Genomic DNA, 22324 nt, shown 5'->3' on the forward strand with positions numbered 1-22324 from the left:
TGATAAGCAGGGCAGCCGGTGTCGCGTGAAAAGCTTGCGAAAGCTTCTTCCGGAATTTGTTCGACTAAATCATTCACAACAAAAGCCATATCATCTTTGTCTAATTTTATTTCTAAATCTAAAGGCAAAACCACTTGATTCATGTTATAATGTTTAAACATAAGGATCCTCCTTTGGGGTTATGGTGTAGTTACTTTAATTCTATCAAAGGGGATCCTTTTTGTTTATCTAAAATTAAAAAAGAGTATAAAAAAATCGTGGAGAACATCAATTTTGATGTCTTCCACGATTTTTTATTTTACTGGGTTTTGTCCCAGCCTCTTTTTGTTAAAGAGGTTGCTAAAATACCTATTCATTATAAGGCGACCTATAGGTTTAATCTTTCTATATTATAATATTTGACTAGGCTTTTATAACAATTTTTCTGAATTTTACCCTATCGGTTGAAAGCAGTCTTAAACCTTAGTATAATAACAAAGGTGATTGCGCAGAAACTTACTGAATTTCCTTGCGAAGTGCGGGTATATTCTGTATAATATTTAATGTTGCAGTCATATTATAGGCGATGAAGTGGAAGGTTGCTGACACACCCGGCCCCTTTGCCATGGCGAGTGTGGAGGAAATTTTCACGGAGTATGTCTGTTGGAAAGATAGACGAAAAGGAGGGAAAGTAATGGCAAAAGAGAAAATTCGTATCCGCTTAAAAGCTTATGATCACCGTGTGCTTGATCAATCAGCGGAGAAAATCGTAGAAACGGCAAAACGTTCTGGAGCAGAAGTGTCTGGTCCGATCCCATTGCCAACTGAGCGCTCTGTATACACAATCTTACGTGCGGTTCACAAGTACAAAGATGCTCGTGAACAATTCGAAATGCGCACACACAAGCGTTTGATTGACATTCTGAGCCCAACGCCTCAAACAGTTGACTCATTAATGAGACTCGACTTACCATCCGGCGTTGATATTGAAATTAAACTATAAATCAATTTTTTAGGAGGTGTAACGGATGGCGAAAGGAATCTTAGGACGCAAAATCGGAATGACTCAACTATTCTCTGAAAGCGGCGAATTAGTGCCTGTAACAGTAATTCAAGCAGAAGGCAACGTTGTTCTTCAGAAGAAAACTATTGAAAACGATGGTTATGAAGCTATTCAAGTAGGTTTTGCGGATCAAAAAGAATCGAATGCGAACAAACCGGCTAAAGGCCATGCTGAAAAAGCAGACACTAAGCCTAAGCGCTTCATTCGCGAAATCCGTAACGTAAATCTTGACGAATATGAAGTAGGTCAAGAATTAAGTGTGGATGTATTTGAAGCAGGTGAAAAAATCGACGTAACCGGAACTTCTAAAGGTAAAGGGTTCCAAGGTGCGATTAAACGTCATAATCAACAACGTGGTCCAATGACTCACGGTTCGCATTATCACCGTTCTCCAGGTGCGATGGGTGTTATCGATCCTATGCGCGTATTTAAAGGTAAAAAACTACCTGGACAAATGGGCGGTCAAACAGTAACAATACAAAACTTAGAAGTTGTTAAAGTAGATACTGAAAACAACTTGATTCTCGTTAAAGGTAATGTACCTGGAGCGAAGAAATCATTTGTAGAAATTACAAGTGCGGTTAAGGCTAACTAAATATTAAACGAAGGGAGGATATGTCATGCCTAAAGTAGCACTATACAATCAAACTGGCTCTCAAGTAGGCGATATCGAGCTTACAGACGGAGTTTTTGGTATTGAACCAAACGAAACGGTATTAAAAGACGCTGTTGTGATGCAACAAGCATCTCTACGTCAAGGTACTCACAAAGTGAAAAATCGCTCTGAAGTATCTGGTGGTGGTCGTAAACCATGGCGCCAAAAAGGTACGGGTCGCGCTCGTCAAGGGTCAATCCGTTCTCCACAATGGGTAGGTGGTGGAACTGTATTCGGTCCAACACCACGTAGCTACAGCTACAAATTACCTAAGAAAGTACGTCGTTTAGCGCTTCGTTCTGCTTTATCTTCTAAAGTACAAAACGAAGAGATCTTTGTATTAGAAGGTTTAAGCATTGAAGCTCCTAAAACGAAAGAAGTTGTTCAATTACTAAGCAGTTTTGATGTAAACGAAAAAGCTTTAATTGTTACAGCAGAAAAAGATGAAAACATCGAACGTTCTGCTAACAATCTACAAGGCGTGCATGTTCTATCAGTAGAACAAGTTAATGTATTAGATTTACTAAAGTATGACAAGCTGTTTATCACTAAGGAAGCAGCTGAAAAAGCAGGGGAGGTGCTTGCATAATGACAGAACCAAGAGATATCATTAAGCGCCCTATTATTACTGAACACTCTGCAGATTTAATGGCTGAAAATAAATATACGTTTGAAGTTGCTAACAAAGCTAACAAAACGGAAATTAAAAACGCTGTTGAAACTATTTTCGGAGTCAAAGTTGATCAAGTAAACACGATCAACCTAAAAGGTAAGAAAAGAAGAATGGGTCGTTACGAAGGTTTCCGCCCAGATCGTAAAAAAGCTATTGTTACATTATCACCTGATAGCAAAGAATTAGATTTCTTTGAAGGTGTGTAAGTCGGATAAATAAAACAATTCATTAAAGGAGGGAAAACAGATGGCGATCAAAAAGTATAGACCAACTAGTAACGGGCGTCGTAACATGTCTATATTAACTAATGAAGAAATTACGACTAAAACCCCGGAAAAATCCCTACTTGCACCACTTAAGAAGCGTGCAGGACGTAATAACCAAGGGAAATTAACAGTTCGTCATCAAGGTGGAGGACACAAACGTCAATACCGTATCATTGATTTCAAACGTGATAAAGATGGTATACCAGGACGCGTTGCTTCGATCGAATACGATCCGAACCGTTCAGCTAACATCGCGTTAATCAACTATGCAGACGGTGAGAAGCGTTACATCCTTGCACCTAAAGGCCTAAAAGTAGGTCAAGAAATTATTTCAGGTGAAGGTGCTGATATCAAAACAGGTAACGCACTTCCACTTAACAAAATGCCAGTAGGTACTACTGTTCATAACATTGAGTTAAAACCAGGTCGTGGAGGACAGTTAGTACGCTCTGCAGGAGCACAAGCTCAAATCTTAGGTAAAGAAGAAAAATACGTATTAGTACGTCTAGCATCAGGCGAAACTCGTATGATTCTTGGCACTTGCCGTGCGACAATCGGTCAAGTCGGTAATATTGAACATGAACTTGTAAGAGTAGGTAAAGCAGGACGTTCTCGTTGGAAAGGTATTCGCCCAACTGTTCGTGGTTCTGTTATGAACCCAAGCGATCACCCACACGGTGGTGGTGAAGGTCGTGCACCAATCGGTCTTCCATCTCCAATGTCACCATGGGGTAAACCTACGCTTGGACTTAAAACTCGTAAGCGTAATAAACAGTCAGATAAGTTTATTGTACGTCGTCGTAAGAAGAAATAATCCTGAAAAAGTACAATCGATTAGACGATTGGCTTAAAGACGGAAGGAGGTTTATTCATGGGTCGTAGTTTAAAAAAGGGACCTTTCGTGGATGATCATTTAATGAAAAAAGTTGAAAAAATGAACGAGGAAAATAAAAAGTCCGTCATTAAAACATGGTCACGTCGTTCAACTATTTTCCCTAACTTTGTTGGAAACACTATTGCAGTATATGACGGCCGTAAACATGTACCCGTTTATATCACGGAAGACATGGTTGGACATAAACTAGGTGAGTTTGCTCCAACACGTACGTTCAAAGGTCATTCCGGTGACGATAAGAAAACAAAACGCTAATTGAGAGGAGGTTAGCATGATGCAACAAGCTAAAGCAGTAGCTAAAACGGTTCGTATTGCTCCTCGTAAAGCTCGTTTAGTCATTGATTTAATTCGAGGAAAAGAAGTTGGCGAAGCGCTCGCAATCTTAGCACACACTAACCGTGCAGCATCACCAATCGTTGAGAAAGTTTTAAAATCAGCCGTTGCGAATGCTGAACACAATTATGAACTAGATGCGGAAAATTTATATATCAGTGAAGCATTTGTAAATGAAGGCGTTACACTTAAACGTTTCCGCCCACGTGCACAAGGTCGTGCAAGTGCAATTAACAAACGCACAAGCCACATTACAGTTGTGGTATCAGAAAAGAAGGAGGGATAATCAGTGGGTCAAAAAATTAACCCGAAAGGTCTTCGTATTGGCGTAATTCGTGACTGGGAATCTAAATGGTATGCAGAAAAAGAATATGCTGACTTATTACACGAAGACATTGAGGTTCGTGAATATATTGAAGAACGTTTAAAAGATTCTGCAGTATCTTCAGTTGAAATTGAACGTGCTGCAAACCGTATTAACATCTCAATCCACACAGCAAAACCAGGAATGGTTATTGGTAAAGGTGGATCTGAAGTAGAAGCTCTACGTACAAAACTAAGTAATTTAACTGGTAAACGTGTTCACATCAACATCGTTGAGGTGAAAAAACCAGAATTAGACGCAACATTAGTTGCAGAAAACATTGCGCGTCAACTTGAAAATCGTGTTTCATTCCGTCGTGTACAGAAACAAGCGATTCAACGTGCTATGCGCGCAGGTGCAAAAGGTATTAAAACGCAAGTATCTGGTCGTCTAGGCGGTGCGGATATTGCTCGTGCGGAACAATATAACGAAGGAACTGTACCACTACACACACTACGTGCAGATATCGACTACGGTACGGCTGAAGCCGATACAACGTACGGTAAACTAGGTGTTAAAGTGTGGATTTATCGTGGAGAGGTCCTTCCAACTAAAAATGATAACCAATAAGGAAGGGGGATTCGCAGTATGTTAATGCCTAAACGTGTAAAATATCGTAGACAACACCGTGGCAGCCTTAAAGGTCGTGCTAAAGGTGGAACGCAAGTATCACATGGTGAATTCGGTCTTCAAGCTCTTGAAGGTGAATGGATTACAAGCCGTCAGATCGAGGCAGCTCGTATCGCGATGACTCGTTACATGAAACGTGGCGGTAAAGTATGGATTAAAATCTTCCCTGATAAACCTAAAACTGCAAAACCTCTAGAAGTACGTATGGGTTCCGGTAAAGGTTCTCCAGAAGGTTGGGTAGCAGTTGTAAAACCAGGGAAAATCTTATTCGAAATCGCTGGAGTAAACGAAGAGGTGGCTCGTGAAGCATTACGTTTAGCATCTCACAAACTTCCAGTTAAAACGAAGTTCGTAAAACGCGAAGAAATTGGTGGTGATAGCAATGAAAGCTAACGAAATCAGAGAACTTACCACTGCCGAAATCGAACAAAAAATTAAGTCTTTAAAAGAAGAACTGTTTAACTTACGCTTTCAACTAGCAACTGGTCAACTTGAAAACACGGTACGTATCCGTGAAGTTAGAAAATCAATTGCTCGTATGAAAACAGTTATTCGTGAAAGAGAAGTCGGCATTAATAATCGATAATTGAGAGGAGGTCTACCTCAATGAGTGAACGTAAAGATCGCAAAGTTTATACTGGACGCGTCATCTCTGACAAAATGGATAAAACCATTACCGTTTTAGTAGAAACTTATAAATTCCACCCGCTTTATGGTAAGCGTGTTAAATACTCTAAAAAATTCAAAGCACATGACGAAAACAATCAAGCTAAAACTGGCGATATCGTAAGCATTATGGAAACTCGTCCATTATCAGCTACGAAGCGTTTTCGTTTAGTAGAAATTGTTGAAGAAGCAGTTATTATATAATCGCTCGGTATTGAATCCGAAGGGAGGTAACAAATCCTATGATCCAACAAGAATCTCGTCTAAAAGTTGCTGATAACTCAGGTGCTCGTGAAGTTTCAACGATTAAAGTCTTAGGCGGTTCCGGACGTAAGACAGCTAACATTGGTGATGTAATTGTTTGCTCGGTTAAACAAGCAACACCAGGTGGCGTTGTCAAAAAAGGTGAAGTAGTTAAGGCTGTTATCGTTCGTTCTAAGAGCGGTGTACGCCGTAAAGACGGTTCATATATCCGTTTTGACGAAAACGCAGCAGTTATCATTCGTGATGACAAAAGCCCGCGTGGAACACGTATCTTCGGCCCTGTAGCTCGTGAATTACGCGAAAGACAGTTTATGAAGATCGTTTCTCTAGCTCCAGAAGTTTTATAATGTTGAGTTTATAAGTTAACAAAAGTCGAATATAGACACTTTAATAAAGTGCCAAGTAAACAAAGCCTTGCAAGGAGGTGCACGATTCATGCATGTAAAGAAAGGCGATAAAGTAAAAGTTATTACTGGTAAAGACAAAGGAAAAGAAGGCACTATTTTAGAAGCTTTTCCAAAGAAAGAACGCGTTTTGGTTGAAGGTGTTAACTACGTTAAGAAACACGCTAAGCCTTCTCAAGAAAACCCACAGGGTGGAATCTTGAACCAAGAAGCGCCAATCCATGTCTCTAATGTTATGCCTATCGATCCTAAAACAGGTGAGCCTACTCGAGTCGGTTATGAAGTGCGTGACGGCAAGAAAGTCCGCATCGCTAAAAAATCAGGTGAACCTTTAGATAAATAGTAGTTGCGTGAAAGGAGGTCTACAAGATGAACGAACTAAAGAGAAAGTACAAAGAAGAAATTGTTCCAAATTTAGTTGAGAAATTTAACTATAGTTCTGTAATGCAAGCGCCAAAAGTTGAGAAAATCGTAATCAACATGGGTGTTGGTGACGCTGTACAAAACGCAAAAGCGCTTGAGAACGCTGTTGAAGAATTAACTTTAATTTCCGGTCAAAAACCAACTGTTACAAAAGCTAAAAAATCAATCGCTGGTTTCCGTCTACGTGAAGGAATGCCTATCGGTGCGAAAGTGACACTTCGTGGTGAGCGCATGTACGATTTCCTACAGAAGTTAATCGCTGTATCACTACCTCGTGTACGTGACTTCCGTGGTATTTCATCTAAAGCATTCGACGGTCGCGGTAACTACACTTTAGGTGTTAAAGAACAATTGATTTTCCCGGAAATTGATTACGATAAAGTAAGTAAAGTACGCGGTATGGATATTGTTATTGTAACAACTGCAGATACTGATGAAGAGGCTCGTGAATTATTAGGTCATTTAGGTATGCCTTTCAAGCAGTAACTTACTGAATAAGGAGGGAAAATTTGTGGCTAAAAAATCAATGATCGCAAAGCAAAAACGCAAACAAAAATTTAAAGTGCGTGAATACACTCGTTGTGAACGTTGCGGTCGTCCGCATTCCGTAATTCGCAAATTTAAATTATGCCGTATTTGTTTCCGTGAATTAGCTTACGAAGGACAAATTCCAGGCGTTAAAAAAGCAAGCTGGTAAACCCGATAAATGGGAAGGAGGTAATGTACAAATGATGTCAGATCCAATTGCAGATATGCTAACAAGAATTCGCAATGCGAACATGGTTCGTCATGATCAATTAGAAGTTCCAGCTTCTAAACTAAAAAGAGATATCGTGGATATTTTAAAGCGCGAAGGTTACATCCGCGATTACGAATATATTGAAGACAACAAACAAGGTGTTTTACGTCTTTTCCTTAAATATGGTTCAAATAACGAGCGTGTCATTACAGGAATTAAACGTATTAGTAAGCCTGGACGTCGTGTGTATGCAAAATCAGACGAGATTCCTAAAGTACTAAACGGATTAGGAATCGCTGTTGTATCCACTTCTAAAGGTGTTTTAACGGATAAAGAAGCTCGTCAACAAGCTGTAGGCGGCGAAGTTGTAGCTTACGTTTGGTAATACTTGAAAGTCAGGAGGTGTAAGGTATGTCACGTGTAGGTTTTAAAACTCTAGAAATTCCAAATGATGTTGAACTTAAATTTGATGGCAATACAGTGACTGTAAAAGGTCCTAAAGGGGAATTAACTCGTACATTCCACGAAGATATTAACATTAAAGTGGAAGATAACGTACTAACAGTTGAACGCCCAAGTGATAATAAAGAACACCGTGCGTTACACGGTACGACAAGAAGCTTAATTGGTAACATGGTTGAAGGTGTTACAAAAGGTTTCGAAAAAGCACTTGAAATTCAAGGTGTTGGTTACCGTGCTCAAATGCAAGGTAAGAAATTGGTTGTTAACGCTGGTTACTCACACCCAGTAGAAATTGAACCAATTGAAGGTATTGATATTGAGACTCCTTCTAACACAAAAGTTGTTGTTAAAGGTATCGATAAAGAAAAAGTAGGAGCAGTTGCAGCGAACATCCGCGCTATTCGTCCACCAGAACCTTACAAAGGTAAAGGTATTCGTTACGAAGGCGAGTATGTACGCCATAAGGAAGGTAAGACTGCTAAATAATATCCGTTAAGAGACAGAAAGGAGTGACTTGAATGATTACGAAACCAGACAAAAATGCGGTTCGTAAAAAGCGCCATTCACGTATGCGTCGTACGTTAGCTGGTACAGCAGAACGTCCTCGATTAAACGTATATCGCTCAAACAAACACATTTATGCACAATTAATAGATGATACAAACGCTCAAACAATCGCAAGTGCTTCAACAGTAGATTCTGAGTTTAACGGTGACTCTACTGGTAATGTAGAAGCTGCAAAACAAGTCGGCGAATTAATCGCTAAGCGTGCGGTTGATAAAGGATATAAATCAGTAATCTTCGATCGTGGAGGTTACCTTTACCATGGTCGCGTGAAAGCTTTAGCGGAAGCTGCACGTGAAGCAGGATTAGAATTTTAATTGACTGATAAAGGAGGGAAATTCATGCGTACAGCAATCGATCCAAGTAAGTTAGATATAGAAGAACGCGTGGTTACAGTAAACCGTGTTGCTAAGGTTGTAAAAGGTGGTCGTCGTTTCCGTTTTACAGCTTTAGTTGTTGTAGGTGACAGAAACGGACACGTTGGTTTTGGTACTGGTAAAGCACAAGAGGTACCAGAAGCAATCCGTAAAGCAGTTGAAGATGGTAAGAAAAACTTAATCCGTGTACCAATCGTTGGCACAACAATTCCACACCAAATCAACGGTGAATTTGGCGCTGGAAACATTCTATTAAAACCAGCTGCAGAAGGTACGGGAATTATCGCAGGTGGACCAGTTCGTGCGGTACTAGAACTAGCAGGTGTAGGTGACATTCTTTCAAAATCACTAGGTTCAAACACACCAATCAACATGGTTCGTGCGACAATCTCAGGTTTAGCTAATCTTAAGACAGCAGAAGAAGTTGCAAAACTTCGCGGTAAGTCTGTTGAGGAACTGTTAGGATAAGGAGGGATAACAGATGGCTAATAAATTAGAAATTACCCTCACACGTAGCGTGATTGGTCGTAAGCAAGATCAACGCGACACAGTAAAAGCTTTAGGCTTAAATAAAATTCGCCAAACGGTGGTACTTGAAGATACACCAGCTGTTCGAGGCATGATTAACAAAGTGTCACACCTCGTTTCAGTAAAAGAAGCATAGTTATATAACATGGTTAAGAGGAGGTGCTCACATGAAACTTCACGAACTAAAAGGATCTCGTAAAAATCGTAACCGCGTAGGACGTGGAATGGCATCTGGTAACGGAAAAACATCTGGTCGTGGACATAAAGGTCAGAAAGCGCGTTCTGGCGGTGGTGTACGCCCAGGTTTTGAAGGTGGTCAAATGCCATTATTCCAACGTTTACCGAAACGTGGATTTACAAACATCAACCGAAAAGAGTATACTATTGTTAATCTGGAAACTTTAAATCGTTTCGAAGATGGTACAGAAGTGACTCCTGAATTACTACTTGAGACAGGTGTAATCAGCAAAGTAAAAGCAGGCGTTAAAGTACTTGGAAACGGCAATTTAGAGAAAAAGTTGACAGTAAAAGCGCAGAAGTTCTCTGCTTCAGCTAAAGAAGCAATTGAAGCGGCGGGCGGTCAAACTGAGGTGATCTAATGTTTAGTACTTTTGCAAACATGTTCCGTGTTGCTGACATTAGACGAAAAATTCTATTTACCCTTGCAATTCTTGTAGTATTCCGTATTGGTTCATTCATTCCAGTGCCATTTACTGATGGTAATGCGATTGAAGTCATGAACGAAATGAACGCTTTTGGGTTCATTGACACATTTGGCGGAGGCGCGTTAAGTCAATATTCCGTCTTCGCTATGGGTATTTTCCCATACATTACAGCTTCCATCATCATGCAGTTATTGCAGATGGATGTTGTACCTAAATTTACGGAATGGAGAAAACAAGGGGAAGTAGGTCGTCGTAAGTTAGCACAAATCACTCGTTACGGAACGGTAGTCTTAGCTTTCATCCAAGCAATCGGTATGTCAATTGGTTTTAACTACATGACAAATGGTGCTCTAATTCAAGACCCAAATGTCTTTAAGTTCCTAGTTATTGCAATTGTATTAACTGGTGGTACGACATTCTTAATGTGGCTTGGTGAGCAGATTACAGAATACGGGGTTGGAAACGGAATTTCCATCCTAATTTTCGCAGGTATTGTAGCAGCAATTCCGAATGGAGTAAACCAGCTTTATGAAACTTATATTGCTGGGGCTGGAGATCAATTATTCTTAAACTTAGTGATCTTAGGTATTATTGTACTGGTCGTAATTGCTGTTATCGTGGGTGTTATTTTCATCCAGCAGGCAATTCGTAAGATTCCAATCCAGTATGCAAAAAGAACGGTCAATCGTTCACCAGTTGGAGGTCAATCCACTCATTTACCACTGAAGGTAAATGCAGCAGGGGTTATTCCAATTATCTTTGCTATTTCATTTATTATCGCACCTCAGACTATCGCAAACTTTTTCGAAGGTAATCAAATTGCATCGACTATTGCCTATGTATTTGATTATACTCAGCCTATCGGTATGGCTTTATACGTAGCGCTGATTATTGCATTTACGTATTTCTACACATTTGTTCAAGTTAATCCTGAACAAATGGCTGAGAACTTGCAAAAACAAGGTGGATATGTACCTGGAATTCGCCCTGGTAAAAACACGGAGACTTATTTAACTCGTGTGATCTACCGTTTAACTTTCGTTGGTGCATTGTTCTTAGCAGTTGTTTCTATTTTCCCTATTATTTTAGGTAGTATTGCAAGTTTACCAACAGCCGTACAAATTGGTGGAACGAGTCTACTAATTGTTGTTGGTGTTGCTTTAAATACAATGAAACAGCTTGAAAGTCAATTAGTAAAACGCCATTACAGAGGTTTTATTAAGTAAGACTTCAATTGACGAGTCATATGAGAGCGAGGGGAAATTATGAATCTGATTTTAATGGGGTTACCAGGCGCTGGTAAAGGAACCCAAGCAGAAAAAATCGTAGAAAAATATGAAATCCCTCATATCTCAACAGGAGATATGTTCCGTTCTGCGATTAAAGAAGGAACAGAACTAGGAAAAAAAGCAAAGTCCTATATGGATGATGGAGCTCTTGTGCCTGATGAGGTTACAATTGGAATTGTAAAAGAACGACTAAGTAAGCCTGACTGCGAAAAAGGATTCTTACTCGATGGATTCCCTCGTACAGTCGCACAAGCAGAAGCTCTCGAATCATTGTTAGAGGATTTAAATACAAAATTAAACTATGTCCTTCATGTGAATGTACCTGAAGAGAAATTAGTGGAACGTTTAACAGGACGTCGTATCTGCCCAGAATGTGGCGCGACTTATCATGTTGAATTTAATCCACCAAAAGAAGAGGGTATCTGTGACCATGATGGGGCAAAACTAATACAACGCGAAGATGATCAGCCTGAAACAGTGAAAAACCGTCTAAACGTAAACTCTGAACAAATGAAACCTTTATTAGACTTCTATGATGATAAAGGGTATCTAGTAGAAGTTAATGGTGATCAAGATATCGATGTTGTTTTCCAACAAATCGATGATAAAATCGGAGGCCTTGCTTAATGATTATTAACAAAACTCCACGGGAAATTGAATTAATGCGACAGGCAGGTAAAATCGTTGCTTTAACACACCAGGAATTGCAAAAGCACATTCGTCCTGGTGTGACAACGAAAGAACTAGATGATATTGCAGAAAAGTTCATTCGTAGTCATGATGCTACGCCATCATTTAAAGGTTACAACGGTTTTAGTGGAAGTGTTTGTGTATCAGTTAATGAAGAGCTTGTACATGGAATTCCAAGTAATCGCGCATTAAAAGATGGAGATATCATTAGCATCGATATCGGTGCGAATTACCAAGGATATCATGGTGATTCAGCTTGGACGTATGCAGTTGGTGATATCGATGAAAAGACCCAACAACTACTAGAAGTGACAGAGGCTTCGCTGTTTGAAGGATTGAAACAAGTTAAACCAGGAAACCGTTTGTCTGATATTTCTCATGCTATACAAAAGTATGTAGAACCATATGGATTTACAATTGTAAGAGAATATGGTGGACACGGAATAGGGCAAGACCTTCATGAGGACCCTCATATTTCAAACTTTGGCCCTCCTAATAAAGGTCCGAGATTGAAAAAAGGGATGGTTTTAGCTATTGAGCCTATGGTTAATATAGGGGAGCGTTATGTTCGGACATTAAGTGACAATTGGACTGTTGTGACAGAAGACGGTAGCAATTGTGCACACTATGAGCATACCGTTGTTGTAACAGATGATGGATATGAAATCTTAACAAAAGCTTAAGTGAAGGTGATGATGATTGGTCGATGGTGAATCTGGATCTCCCAGAATTGGTCAATTAGTGAGAATCAATCGTGGTCGTGAGGCCGATCAATATGCGATCATTATCGACGTGCTGGATGAAACGTTCGTTTTGTTAGCTGACGGTGATAAACGTAAATTTGATCGACCAAAACGCAAAAACATTCATCATGTTGATTTATTAGATTACATCTCTCCTGAAGTGGAGAGGTCTATGTTAGAAACTGGTCGTGTAACCAACGGTAAACTTCGCTTCGCAATATCAAAGTTTGTTAACGAAGAGTTAACAGATTGGAAGAAGGGAGATTCTCTCTATGGCGAAAGATGATGTAATTGAAATGGAAGGTACGGTCCTTGAGACTTTACCGAACGCTATGTTCAAAGTAGAGTTAGAAAATGGCCATGAGATCTTAGCTCATGTGTCTGGTAAAATACGTATGCACTTCATCCGTATTCTGCCTGGTGACAAAGTAACCGTCGAGATGTCACCATATGATTTATCAAGAGGTCGTATCACGTATCGTTATAAATAAAACTCCGATCTAAAAGGAGGTAAGAACAATGAAAGTAAGACCTTCAGTAAAACCGATTTGTGAAAAATGTAAAGTAATTCGTCGTAAAGGCCGTGTAATGGTAATTTGCGAGAATCCTAAACACAAGCAGAAACAAGGATAATCTAAAGGAGGTGCAGTGCACACATGGCACGTATTGCAGGTATTGATATTCCTCGTGATAAACGCATCGTTATTTCGTTAACGTATATCTACGGAATTGGAAAATCAACAGCACAAGAGATCTTAAAAAATGCGGGTGTCTCAGAAGATACACGAGTTCGTGATCTAACTGAAGATGAATTAGCAAGTATCCGTAAAGCAGTAGAGGATTACACAGTTGAAGGTGACCTTCGTCGTGAAACTTCTCTAAACATTAAACGTCTAATTGAAATCGGTAGTTACAGAGGCATTCGTCACCGTCGTGGCTTACCTACACGTGGACAGAAAACGAAAAACAACTCTCGTACACGTAAAGGCCCACGCCGTACAGTAGCGAACAAGAAAAAATAAGCATTAAAGGAGGTAAGCTAAATCATGGCTCGTAAAGGTAAACAAACGACAACACGTAGAAAGCGTCGTGTGAAAAAGAATATAGAATCCGGTGTGGCACACATCCGTTCTACATTTAACAACACAATAGTGACCATTACAGACACTAACGGAAATGCTGTTGCATGGAGCAGCGCTGGTTCACTTGGTTTCAAAGGATCACGTAAATCAACACCTTTCGCTGCGCAGATGGCAGCAGAAGTTGCGGCGAAATCAGCACAAGAAAGCGGCATGCAAACAATTGAAGTGGCTGTTAAAGGTCCTGGAGCTGGTCGTGAAGCAGCCATTCGTTCATTACAAGCTGCAGGTCTAGAAATTACTTCAATTATTGATGTAACACCTGTACCACACAATGGTTGCCGCCCACCAAAACGTCGTCGTGTTTAATATAGGTATATAATTTGTAACCCTGTCTATAATGGGATATGATAGGAAAATAAGGTTTACACGGTTATAACGCAGGATTTCTATCCCATGTCCTGCATGGGTTCCTGCCTTGAGGAATTTTCGGGGATACGGCTAGTATCGTCGATGTTTCGACGTTTTGAAGGAGGGTTTTGTGAATGATTGAAATTGAAAAACCGAAAGTGGAAACAGTTGAAATTAATGAAGATACTACGTTCGGAAAGTTTGTGATCGAACCGTTAGAACGCGGTTATGGTACTACAGTAGGTAACTCCATACGTCGTATCTTATTATCCTCACTTCCTGGAGCAGCAGTTACGTCTGTACAAATTGAAGGTGCTTTACATGAGTTTTCAACGTTAGACTATGTCGTTGAGGACGTCACAACGATTGTTCTAAACTTGAAACAACTAGCACTTAAGATTTACTCAGATGAGCAAAAAACGCTTGAAGTTAACGCTCAAGGAGAAGGAGAAGTTTTTGCAAGAGATATTCAGCACGATAGTGATGTTGAGATCTTAAATCCTGACCTGAAGATTGCCACAATCTCAGGTAACGGTAAATTAAATATGAAAATCTTTGCTGAAAGAGGGCGCGGTTACCGTCCAGCTGAAGCAAACAAACAAGATGATCAGCCAATAGGTGTAATCCCTATAGATTCAATCTTCACACCAGTAAAACGTGTAACTTATCAAGTTGAAAACACACGTATTGGTCAAGTTACAAATTTTGATAAGTTGACTTTAGATGTGTGGACAGACGGAAGCATTCGCCCTGAAGAAGCCATCTCATTGGGTGCTAAAATCTTCACGGAACATTTAAATGTATTCGTTAGTCTAACGGATGAAGCGCAACAAGCGGAGATTATGGTTGAAAAAGAAGAAGACCAGAAAGAAAAAGTGTTAGAAATGACAATTGAAGAATTAGATCTTTCAGTCCGTTCTTACAACTGTCTAAAACGTGCAGGTATTAATACCGTGCATGAACTAACACAAAAATCAGAAGAAGACATGATGAAAGTTCGTAACTTAGGTCGTAAATCACTAGACGAAGTTAAGAATAAGTTGAACGATTTGAACTTAGGGCTTCGTAAGGACGACTAATCATCTTACATCGATAGAATTTTCCTACAAAGGAGGTTTTGGGAATGCCAAAGACAAAGTTAGGCCGTACATCGGAACAGCGTAAAGCGTTACTACGTAATCTTACAACGGACTTAATTGTTCATGAACGGATCGAAACAACTGAAGCAAAAGCTAAAAACTTACGTCCGGTTGTAGAGAAACTAATCACGTTAGGTAAACGCGGTGATCTTCATTCTCGTCGTCAAGCTGCTTCTTACTTAAGAAAAGTTGAAGCGAACGAAGAAGGTCAAGATGCACTTCAAAAATTATTCTCTGATATTGCTCCACGTTTTGAAGAACGCCAAGGCGGATACACTCGCATCTTAAAAGTGGGTGAACGTAAAGGTGATGGAGCAAAAACGGTGATTATTGAATTAGTTGACTAATTGAATGACTCATTCAAAAAGGAAGGGGGTTCAGATTCCAATCGTTGGAAACTGTTCCCTTTTTTATGGAGAAGCTGTCCTATAAGTCATGAATAATGACTCTATGGGGCAGTTTTTTTAGGTTGTAAAATATGTGTTGGGGAATAGGTGATTTTTATCGGTTTTAATTGTCAACTTTCATTCGACACAGGTATAACAATTCAGACAAATTATGATAAAATAATTAATAATTCTATTTCCTCGGAAATATAAAAGGAGACACAAATCATGATTCAGTTTAGTCAAGTTTCCTATCAGTATCCCAATCAATCAGACTGGGTTCTTAAAAATATAGATTTAACCATAAATCAAGGTGAATGGGTGTCCCTAATAGGTCATAATGGATCTGGGAAATCTACATTAGCTAAGTTAATCAATGGGTTGTTAAGGCCATCAGAAGGTGAAGTTATGGTGGGTGGTGTTGAGCTAACTGATGAAAACTTGTGGGATATTAGAAGAAATGTAGGAATGGTGTTTCAAAATCCTGAAAACCAGTTTGTAGGCACGACCGTGATCGATGATGTTGTGTTTGGTCTTGAAAACATGGGACTATCACGTAAAGACATGCAATATAGAGTAGACGAAAGTTTAGAACTAGTTGGATTATCTCGTTATAAGTACCGTGAACCATTTAATTTGTCAGGAGGTCAAAAGCAAAGACTTGCCATTGCAAGTGTATTAGCTATGCTGCCGAACATAATGGTGTTAGATGAAGCAACGACAATGTTAGATTCTAAAGGCGGTGAAGAGTTAGTCAATACGATGAACCGACTCCATAAAGAACAGCAATTAACGATGATTTCCATAACTCATGATATGAAAGAGGTATTAATGGCTGACCGTGTCATTGTTTTGAAAGAAGGGAGTGTATGGTTTGATGGGAAGCCTGTAGAGTTACTACAAAAAGATCTCCGAATAGAAGAGGTAGGTCTTTTGCCGCCATTTGTCGTTAAACTAACTAATGCACTAAAAAAACGAGGAATAACTTTTAAAGAAGAACCTTTAAACATAGAGGAATTGGTGAAGCAATTATGGATATATCGTTCGACAACGTAAGTTATACATATCAGCCCAATACGCCATTAGAACATCAAGCATTAAGAGAAGTATCCTTTACCATTCAAAGTGGTTCTTTTGTTTGTATAGCCGGTCATACAGGTTCAGGTAAATCAACCTTAGTGCAACTAATCAATGGACTGTTACGCCCAACTGAAGGCAAGGTAAAGGTTGGTGATTTCAGCCTAACTAGCAATAAGAATCATTCTGTAAGGGATTTAAGAAAAAATGTAGGAATCGTATTTCAATATCCTGAGCACCAACTTTTCGAAGAAACGGTTAAAGAGGATATATTGTTTGGGCCTCGTAACTTTGGGGTGACGGTTTCGGATGAACAGCTTCATCAAGTCATTGAACATGTTGGGCTAGAACCGTCAATTTTAGAGAAATCACCATTTGAAATAAGTGGTGGTCAAAAGCGTCGAGTAGCCATTGCGAGTGTCCTAGTTTTAGAACCTAAAGTGTTAATTTTAGATGAACCAACTGCAGGGTTAGATCCTACGGGTGAGCAGCAAATAATGAAGTTGTTTCAACGATTGCATAGAGAAAAAGACATGACCATCATGATGATAACTCACGATATGGAACACGCATTAAATTATGCGAATCATATGTTAGTTTTTGAACAAGGTCGTTTAATGTTAGAAGGTAATCCGACAAACTTATTTTCAAACGGAGACTACTTGGAAACAATAGGTCTAGGGCTTCCTGAAGCGATTAAATTAATAAATGAAGTTAAAAGGCTAACAGGTCTTAATATCTCTTATGATCGTCATTCGATAGAAGACATAGCTGTTCAACTTTCTAATTGGGCGAAAGCGGGTGGAGGTCAGTGAGTTCTTTTATTGTAGGGCAGTATATTCCAAAAGAATCCTTGATTCACCGCTTAGACCCAAGAACTAAAATGATGGTGGTATTTTTATATGTCATCATAATATTTACAGCTCATAGTTTTCTAGGATATGCTGTTTTAGCATGTTTTGCGTGTTTAAGTACAGCATTGTCACTTATTCCTATAAAATACATCACCAAAGGATTAAAGCCGGTTTGGTGGATTATCGGGATCACGTTTATTCTTCATTTGATCCTCACAAGAGAAGGGGATGTTTTATTCACGGTTATAGGTTGGCCTATTCATGAGGGAGCTTTAATTCAAGCAGTGGAAATATCCATGAGATTCTTTTTACTAATCTTAATGACGACCATTTTAACGTTAACAACACCGCCAATTGCGATTACCGATGCGGTTGAATCATTGTTGAAGCCATTTAAAAAGCTAAAGCTCCCAGTTCATGAGTTAGCGTTAATGATGTCAATCTCATTAAGGTTTATCCCGACGTTAATGCAGGAGATGGATAAAATATCAAAAGCACAGGCATCACGTGGATTAGATTTTCGGACAGGTAAACTAAAAGACCGTATGAAAGCTATCTTGCCTTTACTGATCCCTTTATTCATTAATGCATTTAGACGAGCTGAGGATTTAGCCATTGCAATGGAAGCTCGTGGTTATCAAGGTGGAGAAGGTAGAAGTAAATTTCGGGAATTAACGTATCAAACGAAAGATTATCTTGTCTTTATGTTTTTGATCATTACAATCATTCTATTTTATCTAATAGAATTTTAAGGGGTATGTCATATGGAACGGATAATGCTCAGAATCGAGTATGATGGAACGCATTTTGTAGGTTATCAAGTACAATTAGAGAAACGAACAGTACAACTAGAGATTGAAAAAGCACTTGAGAAAATGCATCATCAGCACGTTCGGATCTATTCATCCGGGCGTACAGACTCAGGAGTTCATGCATTGGATCAAGTCATTCATTTTGATACGACTTTAAGTTTAGACGAAGCGACATGGAAACACGCCCTGACGACTTTATTGCCAAATGATATTAAAGTGAAGTCGGCACATAAAGTAGAATCCAATTTTCACGCGAGGAAAAATGCGACGCAAAAGACGTATCGATATATCGTATTAAATCGAAAAGAACATGATTTATTTAGAAGACATTTCGAATGGCATGTTCCTCAGCAAGTATCAATGGAACGTATACATGAAGCGGTTCCGCACATTTTAGGCAGGCATGATTTTACAGCTTTTGCAGCCTCAAAAACGAATGTTAAAGGTGATAAAACTAGAACGATCTATCGATTTGATGTATTTAAAGAACATGATCGGATTTATTTTGATATTACAGGGGATGGGTTCTTAACCCATATGGTTCGTATTATCGTCGGGACCTTAATTGAAATCGGACTAGGGAAAAAAGAAGTTTCTTGTATTCCAGAAGCTTATGAAACTCTCAATCGACGAGTGTTAGGAATAACGGCACCAGGACATGGACTATACTTGAAACAAGTTCAATATAAGTAAAATCCGAACATTAATCAAAAAAACGAATTTATTTTACGGATTTTTATAAATTGTGGTTGAATATGCAAATAAGGATGTTATAATGGTTGTGTAATTACGAACAGTTAAATAATGAACCCTCATATAATATTGGGAATATGGCCCAAAAGTCTCTACCCGGTTGCCGTAAACGACTGGACTATGAGGGAAGTAATCTGTACGCAATTAGTATAGGGTGACGTATGTCCAGACTGCTTTCCTCATAATTAGGGGAGGCAGTCTATTTTATTTTCGTTGAAGGAGGATGGGGATGCAAGCTCAAGTTGGAGTCATTATGGGAAGTACATCTGATTGGGATCCTATGAAATACACTTGTGAAATATTAGAGGAATTAGAAATTCCTTATGAAAAAGAAGTCGTTTCAGCTCATCGTACACCTGAGAAGATGTTTCAATATGCTGAAACTGCAAAAGAGCGTGGTATAAAAGTCATTATTGCTGGTGCAGGAGGAGCTGCTCACTTACCAGGAATGGTGGCTTCAAAGACACTCATACCTGTGATCGGAGTTCCAGTCCAATCCAAGTCACTGAACGGATTAGATTCATTGCTATCGATCGTTCAAATGCCGGGTGGCGTTCCAGTGGCGACCGTCGCGATTGGTAAAGCAGGAGCGACCAATGCTGGGTTATTAGCAGCACAACACTTAGCTGTATTTGATGAAAAGTTATCCGAACGATTACATAAAAGAAGAGAGAATCTAAGAGAAAAAGTCGAACAATCCAACGAGGAGCTGCAAACATGGTGAAACGAATCGAGCCAGGTCAGACAATTGGAATTATAGGTGGCGGTCAATTAGGTCGAATGATGGCCATCGCAGCAAAACAAATGGGTTACAAAGTAGCGGTTATGGATCCAACACCGCATTCACCAACCGGACAACTAGCAGATATTGAAATAACAGCACCATACGATGATAATCAAGCAGCACAAACATTACTAGACGAATCAGACGTCATCACTTATGAGTTTGAGAGTATTGATTTGGGTGTATGCGAATATCTCGTTGAAAATGGTTATGTTCCTCAGGGGAGCGAACTGATTAAAATTTCGCAAGACCGAGCTTTTGAAAAAGAAGCCATCACTAAAAGTGGCGCTAAAGTGGTACCGTACGAGCTCATTAGCAGCAAAGATGAATTAAAAAAAGCCGTTTCGAAACTAGGCTTTCCTTGCGTATTGAAAACAAGACGTGGAGGTTATGATGGCAAAGGTCAGCACATACTAAAGCATGATGAAGACATTACGGACGCGGTTCATTTATTAGATAAAGGACCATGTATCTTGGAGCAATTTTTAAAGTTTGAAAAAGAAATATCCGTGATGGTTATTCGCAGTGTAACGGGAGAAGTTAAATCTTTTCCGGTTTCAGAAAACATTCATGTGGAACATATCCTTCTTCAGTCAATTGTCCCAGCAAGAATCGTTCCAGATCTAGCTGAGAAAGCAAAGCAAGCTGCTGAAAAGCTTGCTGAGTCTATGGATATGATAGGGACATTAGGGGTAGAGATGTTTTTAACACATGATGGTGAAATTTACATCAATGAAGTCGCTCCGAGACCCCATAATTCAGGGCATTACACATTGGATGCTTGCGCAACATCTCAGTTTGAACAACATATAAGAGCCATTACTGGCATGGCGCTTGGTGATCCTAAATTAAATCAACCGGTCGTTATGATGAATGTGTTAGGTGAGCACCTTCCAATGGTGTTAGAACGGATCCCTAAGGTATCAAATGCTAAACTACATTTATACGGAAAAGCAGACGCTAAACCTAAGCGTAAAATGGGGCACGTGAACTTCATTGGAGAACATACAAAAGGAATTTTACAACAAATAAGAGATTTAGAAATTTGGAGGCAATAAGACATGATTGAACGTTACACAAGAGAAGAAATGGGCCAAATATGGACGGAAGAAAATAAATTTAAGGCTTGGTTAGAAGTTGAAATATTAGCATGTGAAGCATGGGGTGAACTTGGCGTGATTCCAAAAGAAGATGTTAAAGCCCTAAGAGCTAACGCTTCATTTGATATGAATCGTATTAAAGAAATTGAAGCTGAAACACGTCATGATGTAGTGGCTTTCACGAGAGCTGTATCTGAAACGTTAGGGGAAGAGAAGAAATGGGTTCACTACGGACTGACCTCAACAGATGTGGTCGATACAGCTCTAGGTTATTTAATTAAGCAAGCAAACGACATTATTAGAAAAGACCTTGTACGTTTTATCGATATTTTGAAAGAGAAGGCACAAGAACATAAATACACAGTTATGATGGGGCGTACGCATGGGGTTCATGCTGAGCCAACAACATTCGGTTTGAAGCTAGCTCTATGGTATGAAGAAATGAAACGAAATTTAGAGCGCTTTGATGCGGCGGCAGACACCATCGGATACGGGAAAATGTCAGGTGCCGTTGGAACATATGCGAATATCGATCCATTCGTTGAGAAGTATGTGTGTGAAAATCTCGGCCTTAAACCAGCACCGATTTCTACTCAAACGTTGCAACGTGACCGCCATGCTCACTATTTATCAACATTAGCATTAATTGCTACATCAATCGAGAAGATGGCTGTTGAAATTCGCGGATTACAAAAGAGTGAAACGCGTGAAGTAGAGGAGTTTTTTGCAAAAGGTCAAAAAGGATCTTCGGCGATGCCTCATAAACGAAACCCAATTGGTTCAGAAAACATGGCTGGAATGGCTCGCGTCATCCGTGGTTACATGATGACGGCTTATGAAAATGTTCCACTATGGCACGAGCGTGATATTTCGCATTCATCTGCAGAACGTGTCATCTTACCAGATGCAACAATCGCATTAAATTATATGTTAAATCGATTTGGAAACATTGTTGAAAAGTTAACGGTTTATGAAGAGAATATGAAGCGAAATATGGACCGTACATTTGGGTTAATTTTCTCCCAGCGCGTATTACTATCGTTAATTGATAAAGGGTTATCACGTGAGAAAGCATATGATTTAGTTCAACCACTTGCCATGCAAGCGTGGGAAGAGCAAACATCGTTCCCGGAATTAGTCAGGAATCACTCTGAGATCACAGAGGAATTAACAGAAGCAGAATTGGATGATTGTTTTGACCCAACGTATCACTTGAAAAATGTCGATGTGATTTTTGAACGCGTCGGATTAAACTAA

38 protein-coding genes, 1 pseudogene and 1 riboswitch are annotated in these 22324 nt (G+C 39.5%); of the genes and pseudogenes, 38 read left to right on the forward strand and 1 reads right to left on the reverse strand.

Features of this window, described 5'->3' with window-relative positions:
* Positions 1-161 (reverse strand): annotated as a pseudogene (locus BMY57_RS15880) (IS5/IS1182 family transposase); the annotation flags it as partial.
* Between the two features lie 512 nt (positions 162-673).
* On the opposite strand from BMY57_RS15880, the gene rpsJ reads away from it, so the two are divergent.
* From rpsJ to purB, 38 genes are all read left to right on the forward strand, one after another.
* On the forward strand, positions 674-982 hold the full coding sequence (gene rpsJ / locus BMY57_RS09140; RefSeq protein ID WP_054753888.1) for a 30S ribosomal protein S10: 309 nt from the start codon (positions 674-676) through the stop codon (positions 980-982).
* A gap of 25 nt (positions 983-1007) precedes the next feature.
* Positions 1008-1637, forward strand: coding sequence for a 50S ribosomal protein L3 (gene rplC / locus BMY57_RS09145; RefSeq protein ID WP_091773718.1), 630 nt, complete (start codon positions 1008-1010; stop codon positions 1635-1637).
* Between the two features lie 25 nt (positions 1638-1662).
* Complete coding sequence (rplD, locus tag BMY57_RS09150; RefSeq protein WP_091773719.1) at positions 1663-2286, forward strand: 50S ribosomal protein L4; 624 nt, start codon at positions 1663-1665, stop codon at positions 2284-2286.
* The gene (gene rplW, locus BMY57_RS09155; protein WP_091773720.1) at positions 2286-2576 is read left to right on the forward strand and encodes a 50S ribosomal protein L23; all 291 of its coding nucleotides are present in this window, start codon (positions 2286-2288) and stop codon (positions 2574-2576) included. The genes rplD and rplW overlap by 1 nt, the downstream gene beginning before the upstream one ends.
* Positions 2577-2616: 40 nt before the next feature.
* Positions 2617-3450, forward strand: coding sequence for a 50S ribosomal protein L2 (gene rplB / locus BMY57_RS09160; protein ID WP_091773721.1), 834 nt, complete (start codon positions 2617-2619; stop codon positions 3448-3450).
* A gap of 57 nt (positions 3451-3507) precedes the next feature.
* On the forward strand, positions 3508-3786 hold the full coding sequence (gene rpsS, locus BMY57_RS09165; RefSeq protein WP_091773722.1) for a 30S ribosomal protein S19: 279 nt from the start codon (positions 3508-3510) through the stop codon (positions 3784-3786).
* Between the two features lie 19 nt (positions 3787-3805).
* The gene (rplV, locus tag BMY57_RS09170) at positions 3806-4150 is read left to right on the forward strand and encodes a 50S ribosomal protein L22 (RefSeq protein WP_091773723.1); all 345 of its coding nucleotides are present in this window, start codon (positions 3806-3808) and stop codon (positions 4148-4150) included.
* 3 nt (positions 4151-4153) lie between these two features.
* The gene (rpsC, locus tag BMY57_RS09175; protein ID WP_091773724.1) at positions 4154-4798 is read left to right on the forward strand and encodes a 30S ribosomal protein S3; all 645 of its coding nucleotides are present in this window, start codon (positions 4154-4156) and stop codon (positions 4796-4798) included.
* An 18-nt stretch (positions 4799-4816) separates the two neighbouring features.
* On the forward strand, positions 4817-5251 hold the full coding sequence (gene rplP, locus BMY57_RS09180) for a 50S ribosomal protein L16 (RefSeq protein WP_091773725.1): 435 nt from the start codon (positions 4817-4819) through the stop codon (positions 5249-5251).
* Positions 5241-5444, forward strand: a complete 204-nt coding sequence (rpmC, locus tag BMY57_RS09185) for a 50S ribosomal protein L29 (protein ID WP_091773726.1) — start codon at positions 5241-5243, stop codon at positions 5442-5444. The genes rplP and rpmC overlap by 11 nt, the downstream gene beginning before the upstream one ends.
* Before the next feature lie 20 nt (positions 5445-5464).
* A complete protein-coding gene (gene rpsQ / locus BMY57_RS09190) occupies positions 5465-5728 on the forward strand; it encodes a 30S ribosomal protein S17 (protein ID WP_091773727.1) in 264 nt (87 codons plus the stop codon).
* A gap of 38 nt (positions 5729-5766) precedes the next feature.
* A complete protein-coding gene (gene rplN, locus BMY57_RS09195; protein WP_091773728.1) occupies positions 5767-6135 on the forward strand; it encodes a 50S ribosomal protein L14 in 369 nt (122 codons plus the stop codon).
* 88 nt (positions 6136-6223) lie between these two features.
* A complete protein-coding gene (gene rplX, locus BMY57_RS09200) occupies positions 6224-6535 on the forward strand; it encodes a 50S ribosomal protein L24 (protein WP_091773729.1) in 312 nt (103 codons plus the stop codon).
* A gap of 26 nt (positions 6536-6561) precedes the next feature.
* The gene (rplE, locus tag BMY57_RS09205; protein ID WP_091773730.1) at positions 6562-7101 is read left to right on the forward strand and encodes a 50S ribosomal protein L5; all 540 of its coding nucleotides are present in this window, start codon (positions 6562-6564) and stop codon (positions 7099-7101) included.
* A gap of 25 nt (positions 7102-7126) precedes the next feature.
* Positions 7127-7312, forward strand: coding sequence for a type Z 30S ribosomal protein S14 (locus BMY57_RS09210; RefSeq protein WP_091773731.1), 186 nt, complete (start codon positions 7127-7129; stop codon positions 7310-7312).
* A 31-nt stretch (positions 7313-7343) separates the two neighbouring features.
* A complete protein-coding gene (gene rpsH, locus BMY57_RS09215) occupies positions 7344-7739 on the forward strand; it encodes a 30S ribosomal protein S8 (protein WP_091773732.1) in 396 nt (131 codons plus the stop codon).
* A gap of 26 nt (positions 7740-7765) precedes the next feature.
* The gene (gene rplF / locus BMY57_RS09220) at positions 7766-8302 is read left to right on the forward strand and encodes a 50S ribosomal protein L6 (RefSeq protein ID WP_091773733.1); all 537 of its coding nucleotides are present in this window, start codon (positions 7766-7768) and stop codon (positions 8300-8302) included.
* A gap of 32 nt (positions 8303-8334) precedes the next feature.
* On the forward strand, positions 8335-8697 hold the full coding sequence (gene rplR / locus BMY57_RS09225; RefSeq protein WP_091773734.1) for a 50S ribosomal protein L18: 363 nt from the start codon (positions 8335-8337) through the stop codon (positions 8695-8697).
* A 24-nt stretch (positions 8698-8721) separates the two neighbouring features.
* A complete protein-coding gene (gene rpsE / locus BMY57_RS09230) occupies positions 8722-9225 on the forward strand; it encodes a 30S ribosomal protein S5 (RefSeq protein ID WP_091773735.1) in 504 nt (167 codons plus the stop codon).
* 13 nt (positions 9226-9238) lie between these two features.
* Complete coding sequence (gene rpmD / locus BMY57_RS09235; RefSeq protein WP_091773736.1) at positions 9239-9421, forward strand: 50S ribosomal protein L30; 183 nt, start codon at positions 9239-9241, stop codon at positions 9419-9421.
* A 31-nt stretch (positions 9422-9452) separates the two neighbouring features.
* Positions 9453-9884: a 50S ribosomal protein L15 gene (gene rplO, locus BMY57_RS09240; protein ID WP_091773737.1), complete on the forward strand. Its 432-nt coding sequence runs from the start codon at positions 9453-9455 to the stop codon at positions 9882-9884.
* Positions 9884-11176: a preprotein translocase subunit SecY gene (gene secY, locus BMY57_RS09245; RefSeq protein WP_091773738.1), complete on the forward strand. Its 1293-nt coding sequence runs from the start codon at positions 9884-9886 to the stop codon at positions 11174-11176. Before rplO ends, secY begins: the two co-directional genes overlap by 1 nt.
* Positions 11177-11215: 39 nt before the next feature.
* Positions 11216-11866 (forward strand): adenylate kinase, encoded by a 651-nt coding sequence (locus BMY57_RS09250; protein ID WP_091773739.1) that lies wholly within the window; start codon positions 11216-11218, stop codon positions 11864-11866.
* A complete protein-coding gene (gene map, locus BMY57_RS09255) occupies positions 11866-12612 on the forward strand; it encodes a type I methionyl aminopeptidase (protein WP_091773740.1) in 747 nt (248 codons plus the stop codon). The genes BMY57_RS09250 and map overlap by 1 nt, the downstream gene beginning before the upstream one ends.
* Positions 12613-12628: 16 nt before the next feature.
* Complete coding sequence (locus BMY57_RS09260; protein ID WP_091773741.1) at positions 12629-12958, forward strand: KOW domain-containing RNA-binding protein; 330 nt, start codon at positions 12629-12631, stop codon at positions 12956-12958.
* On the forward strand, positions 12945-13163 hold the full coding sequence (gene infA, locus BMY57_RS09265; protein ID WP_017185218.1) for a translation initiation factor IF-1: 219 nt from the start codon (positions 12945-12947) through the stop codon (positions 13161-13163). The genes BMY57_RS09260 and infA overlap by 14 nt, the downstream gene beginning before the upstream one ends.
* A gap of 28 nt (positions 13164-13191) precedes the next feature.
* On the forward strand, positions 13192-13305 hold the full coding sequence (gene rpmJ / locus BMY57_RS09270) for a 50S ribosomal protein L36 (RefSeq protein ID WP_039312872.1): 114 nt from the start codon (positions 13192-13194) through the stop codon (positions 13303-13305).
* A 23-nt stretch (positions 13306-13328) separates the two neighbouring features.
* Positions 13329-13694, forward strand: coding sequence for a 30S ribosomal protein S13 (gene rpsM / locus BMY57_RS09275; RefSeq protein ID WP_091773742.1), 366 nt, complete (start codon positions 13329-13331; stop codon positions 13692-13694).
* Between the two features lie 24 nt (positions 13695-13718).
* The gene (gene rpsK, locus BMY57_RS09280; RefSeq protein ID WP_091773743.1) at positions 13719-14120 is read left to right on the forward strand and encodes a 30S ribosomal protein S11; all 402 of its coding nucleotides are present in this window, start codon (positions 13719-13721) and stop codon (positions 14118-14120) included.
* A 176-nt stretch (positions 14121-14296) separates the two neighbouring features.
* Positions 14297-15241 (forward strand): DNA-directed RNA polymerase subunit alpha, encoded by a 945-nt coding sequence (locus BMY57_RS09285; RefSeq protein ID WP_091773744.1) that lies wholly within the window; start codon positions 14297-14299, stop codon positions 15239-15241.
* 44 nt (positions 15242-15285) lie between these two features.
* The gene (gene rplQ, locus BMY57_RS09290) at positions 15286-15648 is read left to right on the forward strand and encodes a 50S ribosomal protein L17 (RefSeq protein WP_091773745.1); all 363 of its coding nucleotides are present in this window, start codon (positions 15286-15288) and stop codon (positions 15646-15648) included.
* 267 nt (positions 15649-15915) lie between these two features.
* Positions 15916-16743: an energy-coupling factor transporter ATPase gene (locus BMY57_RS09295; RefSeq protein ID WP_091773746.1), complete on the forward strand. Its 828-nt coding sequence runs from the start codon at positions 15916-15918 to the stop codon at positions 16741-16743.
* Positions 16719-17579, forward strand: coding sequence for an energy-coupling factor transporter ATPase (locus tag BMY57_RS09300; protein ID WP_091773747.1), 861 nt, complete (start codon positions 16719-16721; stop codon positions 17577-17579). The genes BMY57_RS09295 and BMY57_RS09300 overlap by 25 nt, the downstream gene beginning before the upstream one ends.
* Positions 17576-18370 (forward strand): energy-coupling factor transporter transmembrane component T family protein, encoded by a 795-nt coding sequence (locus tag BMY57_RS09305; protein ID WP_091773748.1) that lies wholly within the window; start codon positions 17576-17578, stop codon positions 18368-18370. The genes BMY57_RS09300 and BMY57_RS09305 overlap by 4 nt, the downstream gene beginning before the upstream one ends.
* A 12-nt stretch (positions 18371-18382) precedes the next feature.
* Positions 18383-19123 (forward strand): tRNA pseudouridine(38-40) synthase TruA, encoded by a 741-nt coding sequence (gene truA / locus BMY57_RS09310; RefSeq protein ID WP_091773749.1) that lies wholly within the window; start codon positions 18383-18385, stop codon positions 19121-19123.
* A 99-nt stretch (positions 19124-19222) separates the two neighbouring features.
* A riboswitch (purine riboswitch) is annotated at positions 19223-19324 on the forward strand.
* Positions 19325-19412: 88 nt separating this feature from the next.
* Positions 19413-19907 carry a 5-(carboxyamino)imidazole ribonucleotide mutase gene (gene purE / locus BMY57_RS09315; protein WP_091773750.1) on the forward strand — a complete coding sequence of 165 codons (495 nt, stop codon included), beginning with the start codon at positions 19413-19415 and terminating at the stop codon, positions 19905-19907.
* Positions 19901-21025, forward strand: a complete 1125-nt coding sequence (gene purK, locus BMY57_RS09320; protein WP_091773751.1) for a 5-(carboxyamino)imidazole ribonucleotide synthase — start codon at positions 19901-19903, stop codon at positions 21023-21025. The genes purE and purK overlap by 7 nt, the downstream gene beginning before the upstream one ends.
* Before the next feature lie 3 nt (positions 21026-21028).
* The gene (gene purB, locus BMY57_RS09325) at positions 21029-22324 is read left to right on the forward strand and encodes an adenylosuccinate lyase (RefSeq protein ID WP_091773752.1); all 1296 of its coding nucleotides are present in this window, start codon (positions 21029-21031) and stop codon (positions 22322-22324) included.

Origin of the sequence: Piscibacillus halophilus, from assembly GCF_900110685.1 — a bacterium.
In the GTDB taxonomy this organism is placed as follows: Bacteria; Bacillota; Bacilli; order Bacillales; family Alkalibacillaceae; genus Piscibacillus; species Piscibacillus halophilus.

Coding starts and splice junctions, on each gene's coding strand:
- rpsJ (WP_054753888.1), top strand. CDS start 674: ATGGCAAAAGAGAAAATTCGTATCCGCTTAAAAGCTTATGATCACCGT.
- rplC (WP_091773718.1), top strand. CDS start 1,008: ATGGCGAAAGGAATCTTAGGACGCAAAATCGGAATGACTCAACTATTC.
- rplD (WP_091773719.1), top strand. CDS start 1,663: ATGCCTAAAGTAGCACTATACAATCAAACTGGCTCTCAAGTAGGCGAT.
- rplW (WP_091773720.1), top strand. CDS start 2,286: ATGACAGAACCAAGAGATATCATTAAGCGCCCTATTATTACTGAACAC.
- rplB (WP_091773721.1), top strand. CDS start 2,617: ATGGCGATCAAAAAGTATAGACCAACTAGTAACGGGCGTCGTAACATG.
- rpsS (WP_091773722.1), top strand. CDS start 3,508: ATGGGTCGTAGTTTAAAAAAGGGACCTTTCGTGGATGATCATTTAATG.
- rplV (WP_091773723.1), top strand. CDS start 3,806: ATGCAACAAGCTAAAGCAGTAGCTAAAACGGTTCGTATTGCTCCTCGT.
- rplP (WP_091773725.1), top strand. CDS start 4,817: ATGTTAATGCCTAAACGTGTAAAATATCGTAGACAACACCGTGGCAGC.
- rpmC (WP_091773726.1), top strand. CDS start 5,241: ATGAAAGCTAACGAAATCAGAGAACTTACCACTGCCGAAATCGAACAA.
- rpsQ (WP_091773727.1), top strand. CDS start 5,465: ATGAGTGAACGTAAAGATCGCAAAGTTTATACTGGACGCGTCATCTCT.
- rplN (WP_091773728.1), top strand. CDS start 5,767: ATGATCCAACAAGAATCTCGTCTAAAAGTTGCTGATAACTCAGGTGCT.
- rplX (WP_091773729.1), top strand. CDS start 6,224: ATGCATGTAAAGAAAGGCGATAAAGTAAAAGTTATTACTGGTAAAGAC.
- rplE (WP_091773730.1), top strand. CDS start 6,562: ATGAACGAACTAAAGAGAAAGTACAAAGAAGAAATTGTTCCAAATTTA.
- rpsH (WP_091773732.1), top strand. CDS start 7,344: ATGATGTCAGATCCAATTGCAGATATGCTAACAAGAATTCGCAATGCG.
- rplF (WP_091773733.1), top strand. CDS start 7,766: ATGTCACGTGTAGGTTTTAAAACTCTAGAAATTCCAAATGATGTTGAA.
- rplR (WP_091773734.1), top strand. CDS start 8,335: ATGATTACGAAACCAGACAAAAATGCGGTTCGTAAAAAGCGCCATTCA.
- rpsE (WP_091773735.1), top strand. CDS start 8,722: ATGCGTACAGCAATCGATCCAAGTAAGTTAGATATAGAAGAACGCGTG.
- rpmD (WP_091773736.1), top strand. CDS start 9,239: ATGGCTAATAAATTAGAAATTACCCTCACACGTAGCGTGATTGGTCGT.
- rplO (WP_091773737.1), top strand. CDS start 9,453: ATGAAACTTCACGAACTAAAAGGATCTCGTAAAAATCGTAACCGCGTA.
- secY (WP_091773738.1), top strand. CDS start 9,884: ATGTTTAGTACTTTTGCAAACATGTTCCGTGTTGCTGACATTAGACGA.
- BMY57_RS09250 (WP_091773739.1), top strand. CDS start 11,216: ATGAATCTGATTTTAATGGGGTTACCAGGCGCTGGTAAAGGAACCCAA.
- map (WP_091773740.1), top strand. CDS start 11,866: ATGATTATTAACAAAACTCCACGGGAAATTGAATTAATGCGACAGGCA.
- infA (WP_017185218.1), top strand. CDS start 12,945: ATGGCGAAAGATGATGTAATTGAAATGGAAGGTACGGTCCTTGAGACT.
- rpmJ (WP_039312872.1), top strand. CDS start 13,192: ATGAAAGTAAGACCTTCAGTAAAACCGATTTGTGAAAAATGTAAAGTA.
- rpsM (WP_091773742.1), top strand. CDS start 13,329: ATGGCACGTATTGCAGGTATTGATATTCCTCGTGATAAACGCATCGTT.
- rpsK (WP_091773743.1), top strand. CDS start 13,719: ATGGCTCGTAAAGGTAAACAAACGACAACACGTAGAAAGCGTCGTGTG.
- BMY57_RS09285 (WP_091773744.1), top strand. CDS start 14,297: ATGATTGAAATTGAAAAACCGAAAGTGGAAACAGTTGAAATTAATGAA.
- rplQ (WP_091773745.1), top strand. CDS start 15,286: ATGCCAAAGACAAAGTTAGGCCGTACATCGGAACAGCGTAAAGCGTTA.
- BMY57_RS09295 (WP_091773746.1), top strand. CDS start 15,916: ATGATTCAGTTTAGTCAAGTTTCCTATCAGTATCCCAATCAATCAGAC.
- BMY57_RS09300 (WP_091773747.1), top strand. CDS start 16,719: ATGGATATATCGTTCGACAACGTAAGTTATACATATCAGCCCAATACG.
- truA (WP_091773749.1), top strand. CDS start 18,383: ATGGAACGGATAATGCTCAGAATCGAGTATGATGGAACGCATTTTGTA.
- purE (WP_091773750.1), top strand. CDS start 19,413: ATGCAAGCTCAAGTTGGAGTCATTATGGGAAGTACATCTGATTGGGAT.
- purK (WP_091773751.1), top strand. CDS start 19,901: ATGGTGAAACGAATCGAGCCAGGTCAGACAATTGGAATTATAGGTGGC.
- purB (WP_091773752.1), top strand. CDS start 21,029: ATGATTGAACGTTACACAAGAGAAGAAATGGGCCAAATATGGACGGAA.